The sequence below is a fragment of the Methylomonas sp. MK1 genome, from assembly GCF_000365425.1.
In the GTDB taxonomy this organism is placed as follows: Bacteria; Pseudomonadota; Gammaproteobacteria; order Methylococcales; family Methylomonadaceae; genus Methylomonas.
Genome location: NZ_AQOV01000001.1, coordinates 1,044,998 through 1,061,072, shown reverse-complemented (window position 1 = coordinate 1,061,072; position 16,075 = coordinate 1,044,998). Strand labels below are relative to the sequence as shown.

Annotated in this window: 14 protein-coding genes; 5 read left to right on the top strand and 9 right to left on the bottom strand. The window is 51.4% G+C overall.

The genetic code is table 11. The features are described from left to right. Positions 1-23 precede the first annotated feature (23 nt). From G006_RS0104885 to G006_RS0104875, 3 genes are read right to left on the bottom strand one after another with little or no spacing between them, the layout of a single operon-like run. Positions 24-485, bottom strand: a complete 462-nt coding sequence (locus G006_RS0104885) for a hypothetical protein (protein ID WP_020482046.1) — start codon at positions 483-485, stop codon at positions 24-26. Between the two features lie 15 nt (positions 486-500). Continuing rightward, the gene (locus tag G006_RS0104880; protein ID WP_235048826.1) at positions 501-1,634 is read right to left on the bottom strand and encodes a flavin monoamine oxidase family protein; all 1,134 of its coding nucleotides are present in this window, start codon (positions 1,632-1,634) and stop codon (positions 501-503) included. Continuing rightward, positions 1,589-2,524, bottom strand: a complete 936-nt coding sequence (locus tag G006_RS0104875) for a hypothetical protein (RefSeq protein ID WP_020482044.1) — start codon at positions 2,522-2,524, stop codon at positions 1,589-1,591. The genes G006_RS0104880 and G006_RS0104875 overlap by 46 nt, the downstream gene beginning before the upstream one ends. A 266-nt stretch (positions 2,525-2,790) precedes the next feature. Here G006_RS0104875 and G006_RS0104870 point away from each other — a divergent pair, with 266 nt between their 5' ends. The 4 genes from G006_RS0104870 (at position 2,791) to G006_RS0104855 (ending at position 6,704) form a co-directional block, all read left to right on the top strand. Next, positions 2,791-3,189: a hypothetical protein gene (locus tag G006_RS0104870; protein ID WP_020482043.1), complete on the top strand. Its 399-nt coding sequence runs from the start codon at positions 2,791-2,793 to the stop codon at positions 3,187-3,189. Positions 3,190-3,722: 533 nt separating this feature from the next. After that, positions 3,723-4,109, top strand: coding sequence for a hypothetical protein (locus tag G006_RS0104865; protein WP_033193900.1), 387 nt, complete (start codon positions 3,723-3,725; stop codon positions 4,107-4,109). A 112-nt stretch (positions 4,110-4,221) separates the two neighbouring features. Further along, complete coding sequence (locus G006_RS0104860; protein WP_020482041.1) at positions 4,222-4,872, top strand: DUF2760 domain-containing protein; 651 nt, start codon at positions 4,222-4,224, stop codon at positions 4,870-4,872. Next, positions 4,869-6,704 carry an Hsp70 family protein gene (locus G006_RS0104855; RefSeq protein WP_020482040.1) on the top strand — a complete coding sequence of 612 codons (1,836 nt, stop codon included), beginning with the start codon at positions 4,869-4,871 and terminating at the stop codon, positions 6,702-6,704. Before G006_RS0104860 ends, G006_RS0104855 begins: the two co-directional genes overlap by 4 nt. Positions 6,705-6,862: 158 nt before the next feature. Here the strand turns inward: G006_RS0104855 and G006_RS0104850 are convergent, their stop codons facing one another. The 5 genes from G006_RS0104850 to G006_RS0104830 all read right to left on the bottom strand — a co-directional run bounded on the left by G006_RS0104850 (position 6,863) and on the right by G006_RS0104830 (position 13,633). After that, positions 6,863-7,756, bottom strand: coding sequence for an OmpA family protein (locus G006_RS0104850; RefSeq protein ID WP_020482039.1), 894 nt, complete (start codon positions 7,754-7,756; stop codon positions 6,863-6,865). 241 nt (positions 7,757-7,997) lie between these two features. Continuing rightward, complete coding sequence (locus tag G006_RS24985; protein WP_235048825.1) at positions 7,998-9,197, bottom strand: PepSY-associated TM helix domain-containing protein; 1,200 nt, start codon at positions 9,195-9,197, stop codon at positions 7,998-8,000. A 198-nt stretch (positions 9,198-9,395) separates the two neighbouring features. Continuing rightward, entirely contained in the window at positions 9,396-11,864 is a 2,469-nt protein-coding gene (locus tag G006_RS0104840; RefSeq protein ID WP_020482037.1) for a TonB-dependent siderophore receptor, read from the bottom strand. 194 nt (positions 11,865-12,058) lie between these two features. Then, on the bottom strand, positions 12,059-13,021 hold the full coding sequence (locus tag G006_RS0104835; protein WP_020482036.1) for a FecR family protein: 963 nt from the start codon (positions 13,019-13,021) through the stop codon (positions 12,059-12,061). A gap of 72 nt (positions 13,022-13,093) precedes the next feature. Further along, positions 13,094-13,633: an RNA polymerase sigma factor gene (locus G006_RS0104830; protein ID WP_020482035.1), complete on the bottom strand. Its 540-nt coding sequence runs from the start codon at positions 13,631-13,633 to the stop codon at positions 13,094-13,096. Positions 13,634-13,900: 267 nt separating this feature from the next. Here G006_RS0104830 and G006_RS0104825 point away from each other — a divergent pair, with 267 nt between their 5' ends. Continuing rightward, on the top strand, positions 13,901-15,022 hold the full coding sequence (locus G006_RS0104825; protein WP_033194056.1) for a sensor domain-containing diguanylate cyclase: 1,122 nt from the start codon (positions 13,901-13,903) through the stop codon (positions 15,020-15,022). On the opposite strand, the gene galE is transcribed toward G006_RS0104825, so the two are convergent. After that, a complete protein-coding gene (gene galE, locus G006_RS0104820) occupies positions 15,019-16,065 on the bottom strand; it encodes a UDP-glucose 4-epimerase GalE (RefSeq protein WP_020482033.1) in 1,047 nt (348 codons plus the stop codon). The genes G006_RS0104825 and galE overlap by 4 nt on opposite strands. Between the last annotated feature and the right edge of the window lie 10 nt (positions 16,066-16,075).

The window sequence follows — 16,075 nt, the reverse complement described above, 5'->3', positions numbered from 1 at the left end:
TTGTCCTGTCGGAAAAATTCGCCTTAACGGCATTCCAGAAAGTAAGCATTAATGTCCAACGCAAAGTTTCGCCAAAGTAAGGCGATATCGCTACGCACTGCGCTCAGGTAAACCTGATCGGGCTTATGTTCATCGGGGAAATTGGATAAGGCGCAGGATGTGCGATGTTTATCCACTACGATCAACAGAAATTCATCGATGAAGCCATCGAATACCGCCAGTACTGATTTGGTAAGATCCGCCAGGCCCTGATTGACAGTGCTGCCGGCGTGATCAAACGGTAGTGTCTTCAATTGGGCCAGGGCGTCTTGATAGGTTTTTTCTAAGACGATCAATATATTGCGTTGAAAACAGCCGTCCCATTGTTGATGCGATAGGTCATGGGCCAATAATTGATCGTACTGCTTCTTCATATTCACTTTCTGCTCGGTTATAAATCGGCTAAATTCGCCGATGCTAGTAGCGTTAAGCGTTGAATTGGTCATGTTAAAGTCCTTTAGTTAGAGTGTTAATGCGCTAAAAACCCGATCGCTGGCGTCCAACGCGCCTTCCAAATAGCCGCCGGATCTGCCGGCTGTTTCCGTCCCGCAGAAATACAGTTTGTCCTGCCAATGATCCAATTGCAGAGCGCGGTGGCCGTAGACGGGATGTTCGAACACCGGTATGCGATCTGCAGGAACCGAGGTAAATGGTTCCCGGCTCCAGTCCTGAATCACCACACTTAACGGATTGGCGGCGGCAGGACCGAATAGGCCGACCATTTGCCGAACGATCAACGCCGACAGGCTGTCTTGATACTGTTCGCGAATCTGGGCTGGCAAACCAAAGAAGCCGAACAGGGCCGAGGTTCCCGTATCGTGTGAGCAGGCGTCATAGACTTCGGCCAACACCGCACTGGGATAAGGAGAAATGGCGTTGCCGGAATAGCCTTGTAGGCGCCAGAACGCCTGTTCGTAAACCAGCACCGCTTTGGCATGTCCGGCCATCCAGGTAGGCGTGTCTTGCATCAGAGACAGCAAACCGAGCGCTAATGCCGGTTGGAAGGTAATACTGTTAGCCAGCAATCGCGGGGGCGCGGCCAGCACGACTTGGCGAGCCTGGATGGTATTCACCGAGTTATCGGTTGCGAATGTTAAATCGACATGACTACCTTGATCGCTCAGCCCTAGCAACCGATGCCCAAGGTGCAGAACGCGTTCGGGTATGTGTTGCAATAGGCCGTCGATCAATTGTTGGCAACCGCCGGCAATCCGTCTGGCATCCGCGTGCGTCTGGGTGTCGATATAGCTGGCTGGTATGGCGTTCGCTTGTACTTGATATAAGCTTTGACCGCGGTCCCACTGCGGAAATAGCGTTAATCCCAAGCGTTCTGCTAATGCCGTAATGAGCGGTTGATCCATTGGCCACAGCCAAGTCGGGCCCAGGTCTGCGGTAAAAACCTGGGCAGGAGCGGATGCGGATAAAATTCTGCCGCCGCAGCGTTCGCGCGCTTCAAACACGCCGATGTTGGATTTTTTCCGAAGCAGTTTTTCAGCCAAGGACAAGCCGGACAGGCCGGCGCCAATGATCGCCACGTCCAGCATGGGCATCATGCCGTCTGCGTCGTTTGGCACAGTAAGGAGTTGCTCTGCCATAAGGGTAGTCTCGGCGCTTCGGTTGAGGCGCTGGGCATGATCAATTTCTTGCGGAAAATATCCCACACGCCGTCATAGCGTTGCTGCACCCGAATACTCCAACCCCAAACGATAGGTAAATGCACCGGTACCCAAATATAAAGATCCGGTCGGTCCGGTCCGGCGTTTTGCATGAAATACACCGTATACTTTTCCAAAACGCTAATCGATGCGACGGCATTGCCGGCAATTTCAGACGGAATAGCTTGTGCCACGGCTTGGCTGAACAGCAGTTTTTGCTGCTGGCCTTGCTGTTGAAACGGACCAAGCGGCGTGACCGGCAAAGGCCTTGCTTTGCCGGACAGATACAAAACCGGGCCGCCTTCTTCAGTCTCGGTATCCACTAACGTCATCGTTTCGCCGTCGGCAAAGTGTGCTGTTCGGCTGGACTCCACCAACTGCAACACACCCAGTTGGCTGCAAAAACCGGCGGTGTCCCATTCCAGTTCAAAATGAGGCGCAATGCTTAGGGTTGGCATATCGTCCGCCAAGCTTACTGTCGGCGCGGGCATGCCGATGTCAAGCAAGGTCAAACGATTCTGATTGGGCAACTGCGGGTCAGCGCTGGTAAGGGCTAAGCAACTTATGAGCGGTGGGCTCAATAAATCGTTGTTCCAAACGAATGCCTGTGTTGGTGTTTGTTTAGTCTCCACGGGCATTACCTCAGCCCGTTCGATGCTTAACAGGTAATCGCCGAGCAAGCCGTTTTGCAGATCATGCTCCACATCGCCGAGTCGGTTATCAGCCAGTTTTTGTGTGTCTATGCTGTAGCGATGGCCTGCGTGTGGCACTGGATTGTTTGGTTTGGCCTGCGTAGGCGTCGGGCGGGGCAGTGGAAAAATGTGTTCCATTGTTGGGCTGCTGATGGCGAAAGCTATCAGGCATTCAAGAATGAGGCCAATTGAGAAAATGGCCGAATGCGTGCGAAGATCATGAATTGATTGGGATTATTGCTCCAAGCCAACTTGCCAAGCGATGTCGTGGATCCGACAAAGTCTGCATTCTTGTCACGACAACACTCTAGCCCTGGAATTTCGTCGGGGTTATCGTCAGTGCTTGCTATCCACGTAGAACACTTCTACAGTTCCAAGGTACGTACATTATTTTTAGGAAAATCATGCGAAATTTATTGATAACGATGCTGTTACTGGTCCCAATCGCCGCTGCGGCTGAAAACGATGCGTTTAAAAATATGGATAAAGCGCAAATGCAGCAAGTAATGCAGAAAATGAAAGCCATGCAAGACTGCGTGAAGAACATTGATAAGGCGGACATGCAGGCCTTTCAAGCGCAGGCCAAACAAATGAGTGCCGAGGTGAAGAGCTTATGCGAGGCGGGAAAACGCGATGAAGCGATGGCGAGAGCGATGGAATTTGGTAAAGATGCGTCGGCCAACAAGGCCATGCAGCAAATGAAACAGTGCGGTGAGGGAATAACGGAAGCCATGCCTTTATTGCCTGATGCTACTCAAGGCCAAAATCAAGCCGGTTCGTCTCGGCATGTTTGCGATCACTGAGTTTTAACGCACCATTTCGGTTGATTTTTTCGCAGTAAAAATATACGGTCATTTGCGTGAAACCCGCGCCAGCCCAGATATGACCGAATTTTTGTCGTCATGCAAACCCTATAAAATAGATAGGGTGGCAATGCGTTTTTGCATTATTGGTCTGCAAAATCGACGTCGCTTCCCCCTTACAGACCAAGCTCCGCCCATCACTTTAGTGTTTCCCTGGCAGAGGATATGTCGAAAATGAGCTCAAGCCTTTCGAAATCTCCACAGCTCGGGCTGTCGTCAATGTTCTAGAAACCTTCAATTAGCGGGTTTCTGCCCTCTTCTCGTCGCTTTTAACTTGCTGCCTGGTATCTTAGTACTCTGGCATTAAAACGTGAGTTTGCTCGGAGCCTGGGTGAGTCAGCTACTTGCCTCAGTGAACTCGCAGACTAGGCCTAGCCTGCTCTGACCGCCTGCCGCTTCCGACTGATTGTTCATTTCAGCCGGCATCGCGTAAAATCGCCAGCCATTACTACGCCCCCATTGGAGAGCAAATCATGACATACCGTTTAGTAGTTGCATTGATGATGGTCGCAGGTTTGGCCTGTGCCGAAGAAGCCAAGGAAGAATGGAACGAAACCACTCTAAAAGACGAAACGATCCAGAAAATTCAGCAAGCGCAATACACGTATAAGAAATGTGTAGTGGATAATATGCAAAAACCCGAGTTTGCCAAGATGGAAAGCCGTAATGCCACCGATGTGATTATTAAATCTTGCGAGCCGACCTTGGCCGAAATTCGCAAAGTTTATACCGACGCCGAAGTGCCGGGCGTGGTTGCTGACCGGCATTTGAAGAAAATGCGTATCCAGGTAACGCGCAATTTGCTTCAGGAATTGATGTATGCGGAAGCCGCGAAGAAAGCCGGCATGCCGGGCAACTGAATCTTAGCTGTCCGCAACGACATGGACGTAAAAATTTAGTTTTATCTGTTGCGGCAGGCTTGAAGATTCGACGACAGCCATTGTTTCAATTAACAACCATCACTCGTTATTCATGAATACCTACACCATCGATTTATCCTTGCGCCCGACCACCTTCGATTTGTGGCACGTGTGTTTGGCCGGTACGGCCGCGCTGCTGGCTTTGCTCCTGATTGTGGTTTTAGTCTCGGTTCTGCTGGGCATGCGCCGCTGTAAATCCCCAGCACCGGCAGTAATTGCGCCCGCCCCCGCACCGCAACCGGAAGTTAAAATCGTCGAAAAGATTGTCGAAGTGGAAAAAATCGTCCAGGCGCCGGCGCCTGAACCGGTGGTTTTGAAGGAGGCTACCCCGGATGCAGCGCTGCAATTATTGAGTTTGCTGCAAAAAGAAGCCCGCTTTATCGACTTCATCAAAGAAGACGTCAGTGCCTTTTCCGATGCCGAAATCGGCGCGGCAGCACGCGTGGTGCATCAAGGTTGCAGCAAAGCGGTCAGCGAGCATTTCACGCTGGCGCCGGTCAGCAACGATCCCGAAGGCAATCGCGTCACCCTTAACAAAGGCTTCGATGCAGCGTCATTCCGTTTGACCGGCAACATCGTCGGCGAAGCGCCGTTTACCGGTACCTTGGTGCATAAAGGTTGGCAAGTCACCGATCTGCGCTTGCCAAAATTAACCGAAGGCCATAACGCCAAGATCGTCGCGCCGGCCGAGGTGGAGTTATGACTGCACGTTATTCGGTCGGTATCGATTTAGGTACCACGCATTGCGTCTTGTCTTATGTCGATCTGGAAGCCGGGGACGACCAAGTAGTCTTGGATGTGCTGGCGATTCCGCAGCTGACTAGCCCTGGCGTTATCGAAGACAAAGCGCAACTGCCGTCGTTTACCTATTTGGCGCATTCCGCCGAGATTGCCGACGGCGCAACCGCGTTGCCGTGGACCGCTAAACCGGAATATCTGGTTGGCGAAATTGCCCGCAATCTGGGCAGCAAAACTCCTATTCGATTGGTATCCAGCGCTAAGAGTTGGTTGTGCCATGCCGGCGTCGATTGTAAACAAGCGATTTTGCCAGCCGAAGCGCCGGAAGATGTGGAACGCATTTCCCCGTTTGCGGCAACCAAAGCGTATCTACAACATCTGCGCGATGCCTGGAATCATCGTTTTCCAGAGCACCATATGCAAGATCAGGACGTAACGATCACCGTGCCGGCCTCGTTCGACCCGGCCGCTCGCGAATTGACTGTCGAGGCGGCGCGCGCGGTGGGTTTGGGGCAGGCAGTGTTGCTGGAAGAGCCGCAAGCGGCCTTGTACAGCTGGATCGAAAATAGCGAAGGCGATTGGCGTAACCACGTCAAAATCGGCGATGTGATTTTGGTGGCAGACATCGGCGGCGGCACCACGGACTTGTCGCTGATTGCGGTTACCGAGCAGGACGGCAATTTGCAATTGAATCGGGTTGCGGTTGGCGACCATATCTTGCTGGGCGGGGATAACATGGATTTGGCCTTGGCCTATACCGTCAAAGCCAAATTGGAACAAGAAACCGGTAAACGATTGGAAAGCTGGCAAGTGCAAGCTTTAACGCATGCTTGCCGGGAAGCCAAGGAAAAACTATTCAACCAAGCCGATTTGGGCAGTATGCCTCTTGTAGTAGCTAGCCGCGGCTCATCTTTGATTGGCGGTACCTTGCGCACTGAACTGACTCGCGACGAATTGAATCGAGTGCTGGTTGAGGGCTTTTTACCGTGGATTTCCGTTAACGAAAGACCTGTCGTCAGGTCACGCAGCGGTTTACGCACCGCCGGGTTGCCATACGCGCAGGATGCCGGCATCACTCGTCACTTGGCGGCATTCTTGTCACGGCAAAAAGAAGCGACCGGCGAGTTGTCCGATCATGTCTTGCCGGAACATGCCAGCTTCTTGCATCCAACAGCGGTATTGTTCAACGGCGGGGTGTTAAAAGCCGGCGTAATGGCTGAGCGTTTGATGCAAATATTGAATAGCTGGCTGCAAACCGAGCAAGCCGACCCAGCCCGATTATTGCAAGGCGCCGATCTGGATTTGGCAGTGGCACGGGGCGCGGCATATTATGGGTTTGTCCGCAAAGGCAAGGGCGTAAGAATTAAAGGCGGCACGGCGGCGGCTTATTATGTCGGTATTGAGAGCGCCATGCCGGCAGTGCCCGGATTGCCTGCGGAAATCGAAGCCTTGTGCATCGCACCGTTTGGCATGGAAGAGGGTAGTGAACAGGAATTGCCTAACGACGAATTCGGTTTGATCATTGGTGAACCAGTACGCTTCCGCTTTTTCGGTTCAAAAACCCGCCGTGACGATGCGGTAGGTGTGCGTTTGGAGTATTGGCAAGACGACGAACTGGAAGAACTGGATGAAATAGAAATCACGTTACCGGAAGAGGGGCGCCATGCCGGCGACATCGTTCCGGTGCATTTATCGGCGGCGGTCACCGAGGTGGGTACTTTGGAGTTAAAAGCCATTTCCAAACGTGATCAACAACGCTGGAAAATCGAGTTTGATGTTAGGGCCGGCGACGCTTGATATCAATAACATGTAGCGGCTAAACGCGAACCGAATTTCCGGGGGGCTAAAATGAAACCCGCTTCTTTCCCGGAAAGAAGCGGGTTTTTTATTACGGCTAGCTTGTATCTGAAGTCTTATTGTTGTTGATAATAAGGCTGTTGATACTGCGGGTATTGCTAGTTCTGTTGCGGGTAACCCTGTTGCGGATAAGTTTGCTGTGGATACCCCTGTTGCTGAGGGTAACCCTGGTATTGCTGATTCGGCTGAGGGTAACTTTGTTGTTGCGGGTAACCCTGCTGATACGGTTGGTTTTGCTGCGGGTAATTCTGTTGCGGATAACCGCCTTGTTGTTGAGTCGGCTGGGTCTGTTGCTGTTGCGGGTAGCCTTGCTGCGGTTGTTGTGCGGCGCCGGCGTTCTGATTGGCGTTGATCGCCAGTTCCACCCGACGGTTAATCGCCCGATTGGCATCGCTGCTGTTCGAGACCTTCGGTGAGCTTTCGCCCATACCCTGCTGGGAGATACGCATCCGGTTCACACCACGTTGCGCCAAAAAGTTGGCCACGCTGGAAGCTCGTGCTTCGGATAAACGTTGATTGTCGGCATCCGAGCCGACATCATCGGTGTGGCCGGTTACGGAAATCGTCGACTCAGGGTAATTGGTCAACACTCTGGCGATGGGGTCCAGCGCATTCTGGGCTTCCGGTGTCAAGTCGGCCTTGGCGAAAGCAAACGTCACATCACTGGTGCTGGGCATGTTCAAGGTCAGCTGGTTTTGCGCGGTGCGTTGCACTTCAATCCCGGTGCCTTGCAGCGATTGCTGCATCTCTTCCTGTTGTTTATCCATGTAGTAACCGACACCGGCACCCACCGCAGCACCGGCTAATGCGCCCAGACCGGCGTTTTTCCAGTCGTTTCCGCCGAATAAAGTACCGGCGCCTGCTCCCACTGCCGCGCCGACGCCGGCGCCCTTGCCTAGATTGCTCATGCTGGACTGGCCGGTATAGGGGTTAGTGGTACAGGCTGTCAACAAGCTGGTACCGATGGCGATAGCAAGTAATCTTTTAGTCATTATTTTTCGTCCTGGATGCTGTTCATAAATACGTTGAGTCGGGCGGCGTGTTGATTCTACAGGGTATTGCCAATAGAAGCCGGGCTCCGACTGCGTGGCGATTAAACCCTTAAAGGCTTAACTCGCACTTAAAATGGACCGGCAGACGGGGAAATGGTTTCCTGAATGGCTTATTAACGCGGGTCCTATTTATCACGGGTATTCCGTTCGGGCTGAGCGCGAACAGGATTTAGGGGCCGGGTTAATAAACGGATTCCGCGGCCTGCGCCGGTTGGCTTTGGTTTTGGCGGTGTGACTTTAGAGGCTGTTTCGCCCGCCGTTTTTGCAGCCAACGAATCACGCCAGTAATATACAACACCGGGCAAGCCAAACCCGCCAGCAATACCAAAATCCGTCCCGGCCAGCCGAAAGCGTGGCCGCTGTGCAAGGGCCATTGCCAATCGTAGAAAACATCGGTGTTCGAGCCGGTGCCGGAGTCGTAGACTTTCAGAATCTCGCCGCTGTACTGGTCGACGGCAAAATCCCGATAGCCGACAAATTGGCTCAATTCCGTGACGTCACGTTTCATTACCCTAAACACATCCAGCCTGTCCTTCGGTGCATTCAGCATCCATAGTCGGCCGGCAGGGTAGCTTTGCTGCACCATTGATTCCACCTGCGCTAAGCTAATCGTCTGTTGTCCGGCTTTAGCGGGGGCGCCGCTGTCAATCGTTTCCGGAATGCCGTTGTACGCATTCGGGCGGGTGATAGCCGAGAACGGCTTGAGCAACACGTCTATACGGTCCGGCATCGTCATGTAGATACCGGAAAACAATACCGGTATTAACACGATGCCGGAATAGAAACCGACTATTTTATGCAGATCGAAGTTGAACCTGACTGATCCCGCATGGCGCTTGAAAGTCAGGGCTTGCCTAAATTTACCGGTCAACGGCCACCAGACGATTAAGCCGGTCAATACCGATAAAATGGAAAATGCGCCGAGGATCGAGACGATAATGCCGCCGGTTTTACCCAGCAGCAAACACCAATGCAATTGCATAATGAAACTGACCAAAGGCCGGCCCCAATATCGATCTTTGGGATGCCATAGCTGCAAGCCCTTGACTTGAGTCGTATAGGGATCGACGAAGATATAGTAGCCGTCGCCATTGTTCGTTTGGCTTTCGTCCCTGACAAAATATAAAAATTTATAGGCAACTTCGGCTTTACGCGGGTAATACACCTTAAAAAAACGACTACCTGGCGGTTTGGCGTTTTCCGCTGCGGCGACGATGTCATCTAAAGAACGTAAATGTCGTTGTTCTTCGGCAGGTAGGGAAACGACGGACAACTCCGGATTCAATATTTCCTGCATTTCCTGATAAAACACCAATAGTCCGCCGGTCAGGCCGACCACGGCCAAAAGCAATCCGGCGCTTAAACCTAAATAAAGATGCACGGCCAACCATCGTTTGCGGCGGTCTTTAAGATTCGTTAAACGTCGAGCCGAGCTTGGTGAGGAGACTAACTTTGTACGACAGGACAAATTCTCGAGGGCTTGTTTCATGGCTATTTATTGATACTGCTTTGGTAGTGAATACACGGCGGGTTTCTAGGATAGAGCGGGAAGTCATCCCGCCCGTTTAGATTCAACTGGTTAAAACTCGACCTTTACCGATCCCAAAAACGAGCGCGGCGTACCCCAGGTCGCGCGCGTGCCGGACACTAACGCAAAACCGTCGTGGACATATTCTTTATTCAGTAAATTGGTGACATTCAGCTGTAAAGTAACGTTGGTTTTTGCCACTTTGCGGGTATAGCTAGCCAGCAGATCCACGACGCCATAGCCATCGAAGTTGAAATCGTGGAAATCGAAGGTCGCCTTCCTGTCGCTGGCCAGCTCAAGGCCTGCACCGATTTTTAAACCGCGCAACTCTTCCTGCTGAAAGTCGTATGTGGTCCAAAATGTAGCGGTATGATCCGGCACGCCCCTCAATCTGCTGCCGACGGGAATATTATTCGGATTGTTTTCCTTTAACACTTCGGTGTTGGTGTAGGCATAGGTAGCGATAGCATTCCATCCGGGCAGAATTTCCCCTTTTATATCGACCTCGACGCCCCGGCTGCGGGCCTCGCCGGTGGCTACGCTAAAATTCAAATTGGTTAAATCGGTGGTGGGAATGTTTTGTTTGGTTAGGTCGTAGTAAGCGATAGTGCTGGTCAATCTATCGTCGAAAAATGCGGTTTTAAATCCCACTTCCCACTGCTGCGCGGTCTGTGGCGGTAAAAAAGTATTGCCTTGTCCCATGCCATTGGTTGTGCCGAAATTCTCGACATAATTGCCGTAAAGGCTCAGCCATTCTTCCGCTTGCCACAGCACGCCCACCTGAGGAGTCACCGCATCGGCCCTTTGCCCAACCTGTTGAGACAACACATTAAATTGCTCGACATTTTGATAACGAAAACCGCCCATGACATGAACGTTGTAAGGCAGTTTGATTTGGTCCTGTAGATAGATGCCGTATAGATCGGTAACGGTGTGAAACGAATTGGCGGCTCGCGTCGTTAAATTGATAGGCGGATTGCCGGTATGGATGGGATTGTAGATATCGATAGTGCTGGCAACGGTACTGCTGTAGCCGACGGTGTTTTCGTCTTGAAGATAATAGTCGCCACCAATCAGTAGCGTATGTTTTAGCCCCCAGGTGTTGAAGTGGCCGGTCAAATTAGTGGTCGTAAAATAACTTTCGTTGCTGTAAAAATCGCTGGTGACTAAACGTCTATTCAGTGTGCGCTGATCTGCTTGCAATGTGGTGGGCAATAGTGCGGTTCTGCTTCTATCCAACAAATTGATGCCTAGTTGTTCGCTGATCTCCCAGTTGTCGTTAAATTGGTGTTTCAAATTAAAGCCGACGAATTTGTTTTCGACCGGATTAGGGTTGGCCTCCATCAAATTCCGTTCGCGCGGAATATCCACCAAACGTGGGTTTATCCAGCTGCCGTCGGCTCTAGTGCCGTCAATGATTAAGGGCCTGGAATGTAAGTCGTAATCGTTATTTTCGTGACGGTATTCCATTTCCAGCAAAGCCGTCGTTTGCGGGCTGATGTTCCATTGCAGAACGGGGGCGACGAATACTTTTTCGTAGTCCACCAGCTCGCGAAACGATCCGCTGTTTTCATAGGAGATGTTCATTCGGTACAACAGATCGCGATTTTCAGTCAATGGCCCGGTCGCATCGAAGCTGGTACGATATAAATCGTAAGAGCCAAATTGTTGTTGCAGCGCGTAATAGGCGGTATCCAATGGCTTTTTCGTAACGACATTAACCATACCGCCTGGTTCGACACGCCCGTACAGCATCGCAGCCGGCCCCTTTAGAACTTCGATGCTTTGCACATTGGCCATGGCTCGCGTGCCATCCGCGCCACCAAAGGTATCGATCCGGAAACCGTTGCGGAAATAGTTGAAATTGAAAAATCCGCGAATAGTGACTTGGTCGCCCAAGCCGCCAGCGCCTTGGCCGGTCGTCACGCCGCTGACGTATTTCACCGCTTGATCGAGTTTTATGGCTTGGCGATCGTCCAATACCGCCTTCGGAATCACCTGGACATTAAGCGGTGTTTCCATGATGGGAGTGTTTGTCTTGGTGGCGAATGTGGTATTGGGTACCGAGTAGTCCTTGTTGTAGGGATCATTAGGATCGTATTGTCTATTTCCAGTCACCGTTACGGCTGACAATGTATCGGTGTCCGTTGCGCGTGAGTCGGGTGCTGTTTGTAAAGTCACGCTATTAGTTCTGGTCAAGTGGTAACTCAAGCCCGTGCCTTGTAATAATTTCTGTAAGGCTTGTTGCGGCGTGAAATGACCAATGACGGCACTGGAACGTGTATTTTGGGCAATTTCCGCCGGAAAACCGACTTGCCAGTCACTCACGGCAATAAAGGCGTTAAGCGCATTGGTCAAGGCCTGGGCCGGGATGTTGAAGGTTTGCGTGGCGCTGGGATTATCGGTTTGGCCGGTCTCGGCGGCATATGCCGGCAGTGGCCTAACAGCAGGCAAAGCCAAAGCGATAGCGATGGCGAGTTTGCGTAATGCGCCGGGTTGGATGGGTTGTAGCCAATACATGAATACTCCTGATCTGTGAAATGAATAGTCAGCGCAAAAAAGCACATGGCTACCGAGACGTTTCAGAAAATGGAATACACAGTAAGGTAAGCGATATTTTTATTGGCAAACGTAGCGTTGCCTAATAAGTTGGGAATTGAGGTAAGGTTTGTGCCGATGTGCACTCTGGGCGGCAACCGCTGCGAGGCTTGGGCTTAGCGTTTCAACACCGTCAGATAAGGCGAGATATTGACGGTTTTGGCTCCCGCAATGTCCGCCAGAGTTCGAATCAGTGCTGCCGTATCTTCCAGTTTGTAATTGCCGGTGATACGGGTTTGTGCCAGTTTAGCGTCGGCGATGGCGATGGCGCCGGGATGGTAGCGATCCAGTTCGGTTATCACGTCTGCCAAGGTTTGATCTTGAAAGATCAAGCGGCCTTTTAGCCAGGCAAAGGCTTTACCGGTATCTATGTTGCTGATTTCCTCAACGCTTTGGGGCTTAATTTCGGTATGTTGGCCAACGCTTAATTGCCGGTTTTGCCCTTGTTCGGCGCTACAAATCACTAAACCACTTTCGACATTCACCTGGGTCGTTTTGCCGGTTTTGACGCTGAAGCGGGTGCCGACCACACGCACTGTTCCGTGTTCTGTCGTCACAATAAACGGCCGGTCTTTGTCAGCTTGTACCTCAAAATACGCTTCGCCGCTTAATAAAGTTACGCCGCGTTGTGGGCCGGCATAATCCAGTTTTACGGCGCTGTCGGTATTAAGAACCAGCGCGGAACCGTCCGCCAGTGTTACGCGGCGCTGTTCGCCGGTGGCGGTGATAATGTCTGCTTGCCAGCGTTGCAACCAGTCAGTTGAAGCTAGGAACCAGCCGCAAATTAAGGTAATGCAGGCGGCTGTAGCCCAGCGCCTAATTGTCGATTTATGCTGTGCGGGCGGCCGAAGTGGGATACTGGCGTATTGGCTTAGGGCCGCGTTAAATGCCGGTGATTGCCAGAGTTGTACAACTTTGTCGTAAGCGGTTTGATGTGTAGGGTCGGCAGCTAACCAGCAGGCAAACTCCGCTTGATCGGCCGCGCCGGTTTTATTGTCTTTTAAGTGGGCAAACCAGGCGATTGCTTGATCTTGGACATTACCAAGTGCTGGAATTTCCTGATCAAAACGTAAAGTCATGGCGGTTGAGGGGTTAGGCAATTGGGCGAATTTTATCAGTATTGAAGCTTTGTTAAGGAAAATCAGTATTGCCTAAGGTAATGGGTAGTCTTGCCGGCTGGCTAATAAATGAGTTAGAGCTGCCTGTACATTCTTCTCTACCGCGCTACGCGATATGCCGTAATAGGCGGCGATCCGCTCGTAATTCCAATGGTGAAATTTGTGCAACACCAGAATTTGCCTGCGCCGTTCGGGTAATTGCTCAAACGCCGCCAGCATCAATGCCAGTTCTTGTTGGTCGGACGCTTGCTGCTCGGGCGTCGGAGTACCGTCCGGCAAATTGTCCAGCAGCGATATATCTTCGTCCGTATCGGCCGTTTTTGAGTCGTCGGCGCGTTGACGAACACGCTCTTTGCGTAGATGATCCAGTGCCAGGTTTTTTGCGATTTGGTACAGAAATGGCCGTGGGTAGCTTATGTCTTGGTTTTCTAGGGCGTGCAGCATTTTTATGTAAGCTTCATGCGCCAGATCTTCGGCGGTTTGCGGGCAGCCGACGATGCCGAAAATAGTGTGAATCAGCGAATCGCGATGGCTGAGAAATAAATCGTCGATGTTGAAGGCGAGGCTGTTCATAGCGAAGACGCATGTGACGTACTTGGAATCAGTTAGAATCGATCTTGAGCAAAATCCGAACCAAAATTAAATAGTGTTGATTTTGAAAGATAAAATGACATATCACCTTGCGGCAGGGTGTGGCATATGCCGTTTTTATGCGTGAAATGCCTGATTTATTCACAATCAGAGTGGCCAGGACAAGAGAGTTGGAAGTGCTTATATCTACACACTTTTTCTGCGAAAACTGCTAGTCTTATCACCTCGATTAAGCGGGTGGGGCTGAGCTTGGAACAGGATATAACAACAGATCTGCGGGTGTTGGAAAGTCATTTGGACGGTATGCTCAACCGCGTCCAACACAACAGCCTGACCTTAAAGCGATTGCAAAGCTTTGAAATGCGTTTGCTGGGGCTTAGTTCGTTGGCGGAAATGATAGAGTTCATTCTGGGTGAAGCCAAGACGCTGTTCGATTTGGACGTGATCAGCTTGTGTTTGATTGACCCTAAAAACGAGATCGCCAGTTACCTGGACGTGGATAATTATAATTTTCGGGACAGGGAAGGGCTGTTTTTAGCGAGTAGCGAATGGCAATTGCGGCATAGTTTTGGTTTGTCCGATCAGCCGTTTCTGGGCAGCTATCAAACCACGATTTGCGAGAAGTTTTTCTCCGAATCGAATCAACAAAAACCAGCGTCTGTGGTGATTGCGCCGCTGATTCGTCGGGATCGGTATTTGGGGTCTTTGAACCTGGGTAGTTACCATAACGAGCGCTTCATGCAAGGCATGGCCACCGATTTTGTCGAGCATATCGCCTCGGTGATCAGCATTTGTCTGGAAAACAATTTAAACGTAGAGACCATGCGGCGTACCAGCTTGGTCGATCCCTTGACCGGTGTGAACAATCGCCGTTTCTTGGAGCAGCGTATAGAGGAGGAGCTGGATCGCAGTCAACGCAATCGGGAGCCATTGTCCTGTCTATTTCTGGATATCGATTTTTTCAAACGTATCAACGACGGTTTTGGACATCAGGCCGGTGATCATGTACTGGCTGTCGTCGCCGGTATCATCAAAAAGTTGCTGCGCAATAACGATGTGCTGGCGCGTTACGGCGGCGAGGAATTCGTGGCCTTGCTGTCGCAAAGCGACGAAAGTACGGCCTCGGAAATTGCCGAGCGCATTCGCTTGAGTATTGCCAATTTACAGGTGGAGTATGGCGATCAAGGCATCCCGGTGACTATTTCGATCGGTGTGGCGACTTACCAACCCAGTCGGGCACAAAAAAAACCGGTTACCGAGATTGCGCTGCAATTGGTGCAAACCGCCGATGCTGCCTTATACGAAGCCAAACGCAAAGGCAGAAATCGTATTGAGAATGGCGGCTTGGTGTTGCTTGTCGAGTCGGTTTAGTTATAACCGTTGGGGTTGCTTTTCTGCCAGCGCCAGGTATCGGTCATCATTTGTTTTAAATCCCGCTCGGCTTTCCAGCCAATTTTTGCTTCCGCCAAACTCGGATCGGCGTAGCAGGCCGCAACATCGCCGGCTCGACGTGGCGCGATTTTGTAGGGTACCGCCTGACCGGTTACGTCGATAAAGGTGTTCACCATATCCAATACGCTGTAGCCGTTGCCGGTTCCTAAATTAATCGCATCACAAATAGCGGTATCGGCCGTTTTTCCAAGCAGATATTGCAAGGCTTTGATATGGCCTTGCGCCAGATCGACCACATGGATGTAATCGCGCACGCCGGTGCCGTCTTTAGTGGGGTAGTCATTGCCGAACACCGACAGGACCGGCAACTTACCGATGGCGACTTGCGATAAAAACGGCATCAGATTATTGGGGATGCCGTTCGGGTCTTCGCCGATCAAACCGCTGCTGTGCGCGCCGATGGGGTTGAAGTAACGCAGTATTGCGAATTGCCAGGGCTGGCTGTTGTTGTTTAACGTATCGGCATTGCCGACATCGCGCAGGATTTCCTCGATAAACAGTTTGGTACGGCCGTAAGGATTGGTAGCTTGCAGCGGGAAGCTTTCCAGAATCGGTACGCTGTGCGGATCGCCGTATACGGTCGCTGACGAGCTGAACACCAATCTTTTCACCGCAAACTCTTGCATAGTCTCCAGCAATACTTGCGTGCCGTAGATATTGTTGCGGTAATAGCTCAAGGGTTGCTGGCAGGATTCGCCGACGGCTTTCAAGCCGGCGAAATGGATCACCGCATCGATTTTATGCGCTTTAAAAATCTCGCGCAGCGCGCTCTGGTTGGTAATGTCGGCTTGATAGAAACCGGGTTTTCGTTCGGCAATGGTTTCGATGCGTTTCAGCGATTCAAGTTTGCTGTTGCTGAGGTTGTCAACAACGATGACCTCGAAACCGTTGTTTAGTAGTTCCACGCAGGTATGGCTACCGATATAGCCAGCACCACCCGTTACCAAAATTGTGTTTTGCATCGTTCTGTTC

Bases quoted from the DNA above. Each gene is read 5' to 3' on its own strand.
- G006_RS0104885 (WP_020482046.1), bottom strand. From the start codon at position 485: ATGACCAATTCAACGCTTAACGCTACTAGCATCGGCGAATTTAGCCGA.
- G006_RS0104880 (WP_235048826.1), bottom strand. From the start codon at position 1,634: ATGGCAGAGCAACTCCTTACTGTGCCAAACGACGCAGACGGCATGATG.
- G006_RS0104875 (WP_020482044.1), bottom strand. From the start codon at position 2,524: ATGGAACACATTTTTCCACTGCCCCGCCCGACGCCTACGCAGGCCAAA.
- G006_RS0104870 (WP_020482043.1), top strand. From the start codon at position 2,791: ATGCGAAATTTATTGATAACGATGCTGTTACTGGTCCCAATCGCCGCT.
- G006_RS0104865 (WP_033193900.1), top strand. From the start codon at position 3,723: ATGACATACCGTTTAGTAGTTGCATTGATGATGGTCGCAGGTTTGGCC.
- G006_RS0104860 (WP_020482041.1), top strand. From the start codon at position 4,222: ATGAATACCTACACCATCGATTTATCCTTGCGCCCGACCACCTTCGAT.
- G006_RS0104855 (WP_020482040.1), top strand. From the start codon at position 4,869: ATGACTGCACGTTATTCGGTCGGTATCGATTTAGGTACCACGCATTGC.
- G006_RS0104850 (WP_020482039.1), bottom strand. From the start codon at position 7,756: ATGACTAAAAGATTACTTGCTATCGCCATCGGTACCAGCTTGTTGACA.
- G006_RS0104840 (WP_020482037.1), bottom strand. From the start codon at position 11,864: ATGTATTGGCTACAACCCATCCAACCCGGCGCATTACGCAAACTCGCC.
- G006_RS0104835 (WP_020482036.1), bottom strand. From the start codon at position 13,021: ATGACTTTACGTTTTGATCAGGAAATTCCAGCACTTGGTAATGTCCAA.
- G006_RS0104830 (WP_020482035.1), bottom strand. From the start codon at position 13,633: ATGAACAGCCTCGCCTTCAACATCGACGATTTATTTCTCAGCCATCGC.
- galE (WP_020482033.1), bottom strand. From the start codon at position 16,065: ATGCAAAACACAATTTTGGTAACGGGTGGTGCTGGCTATATCGGTAGC.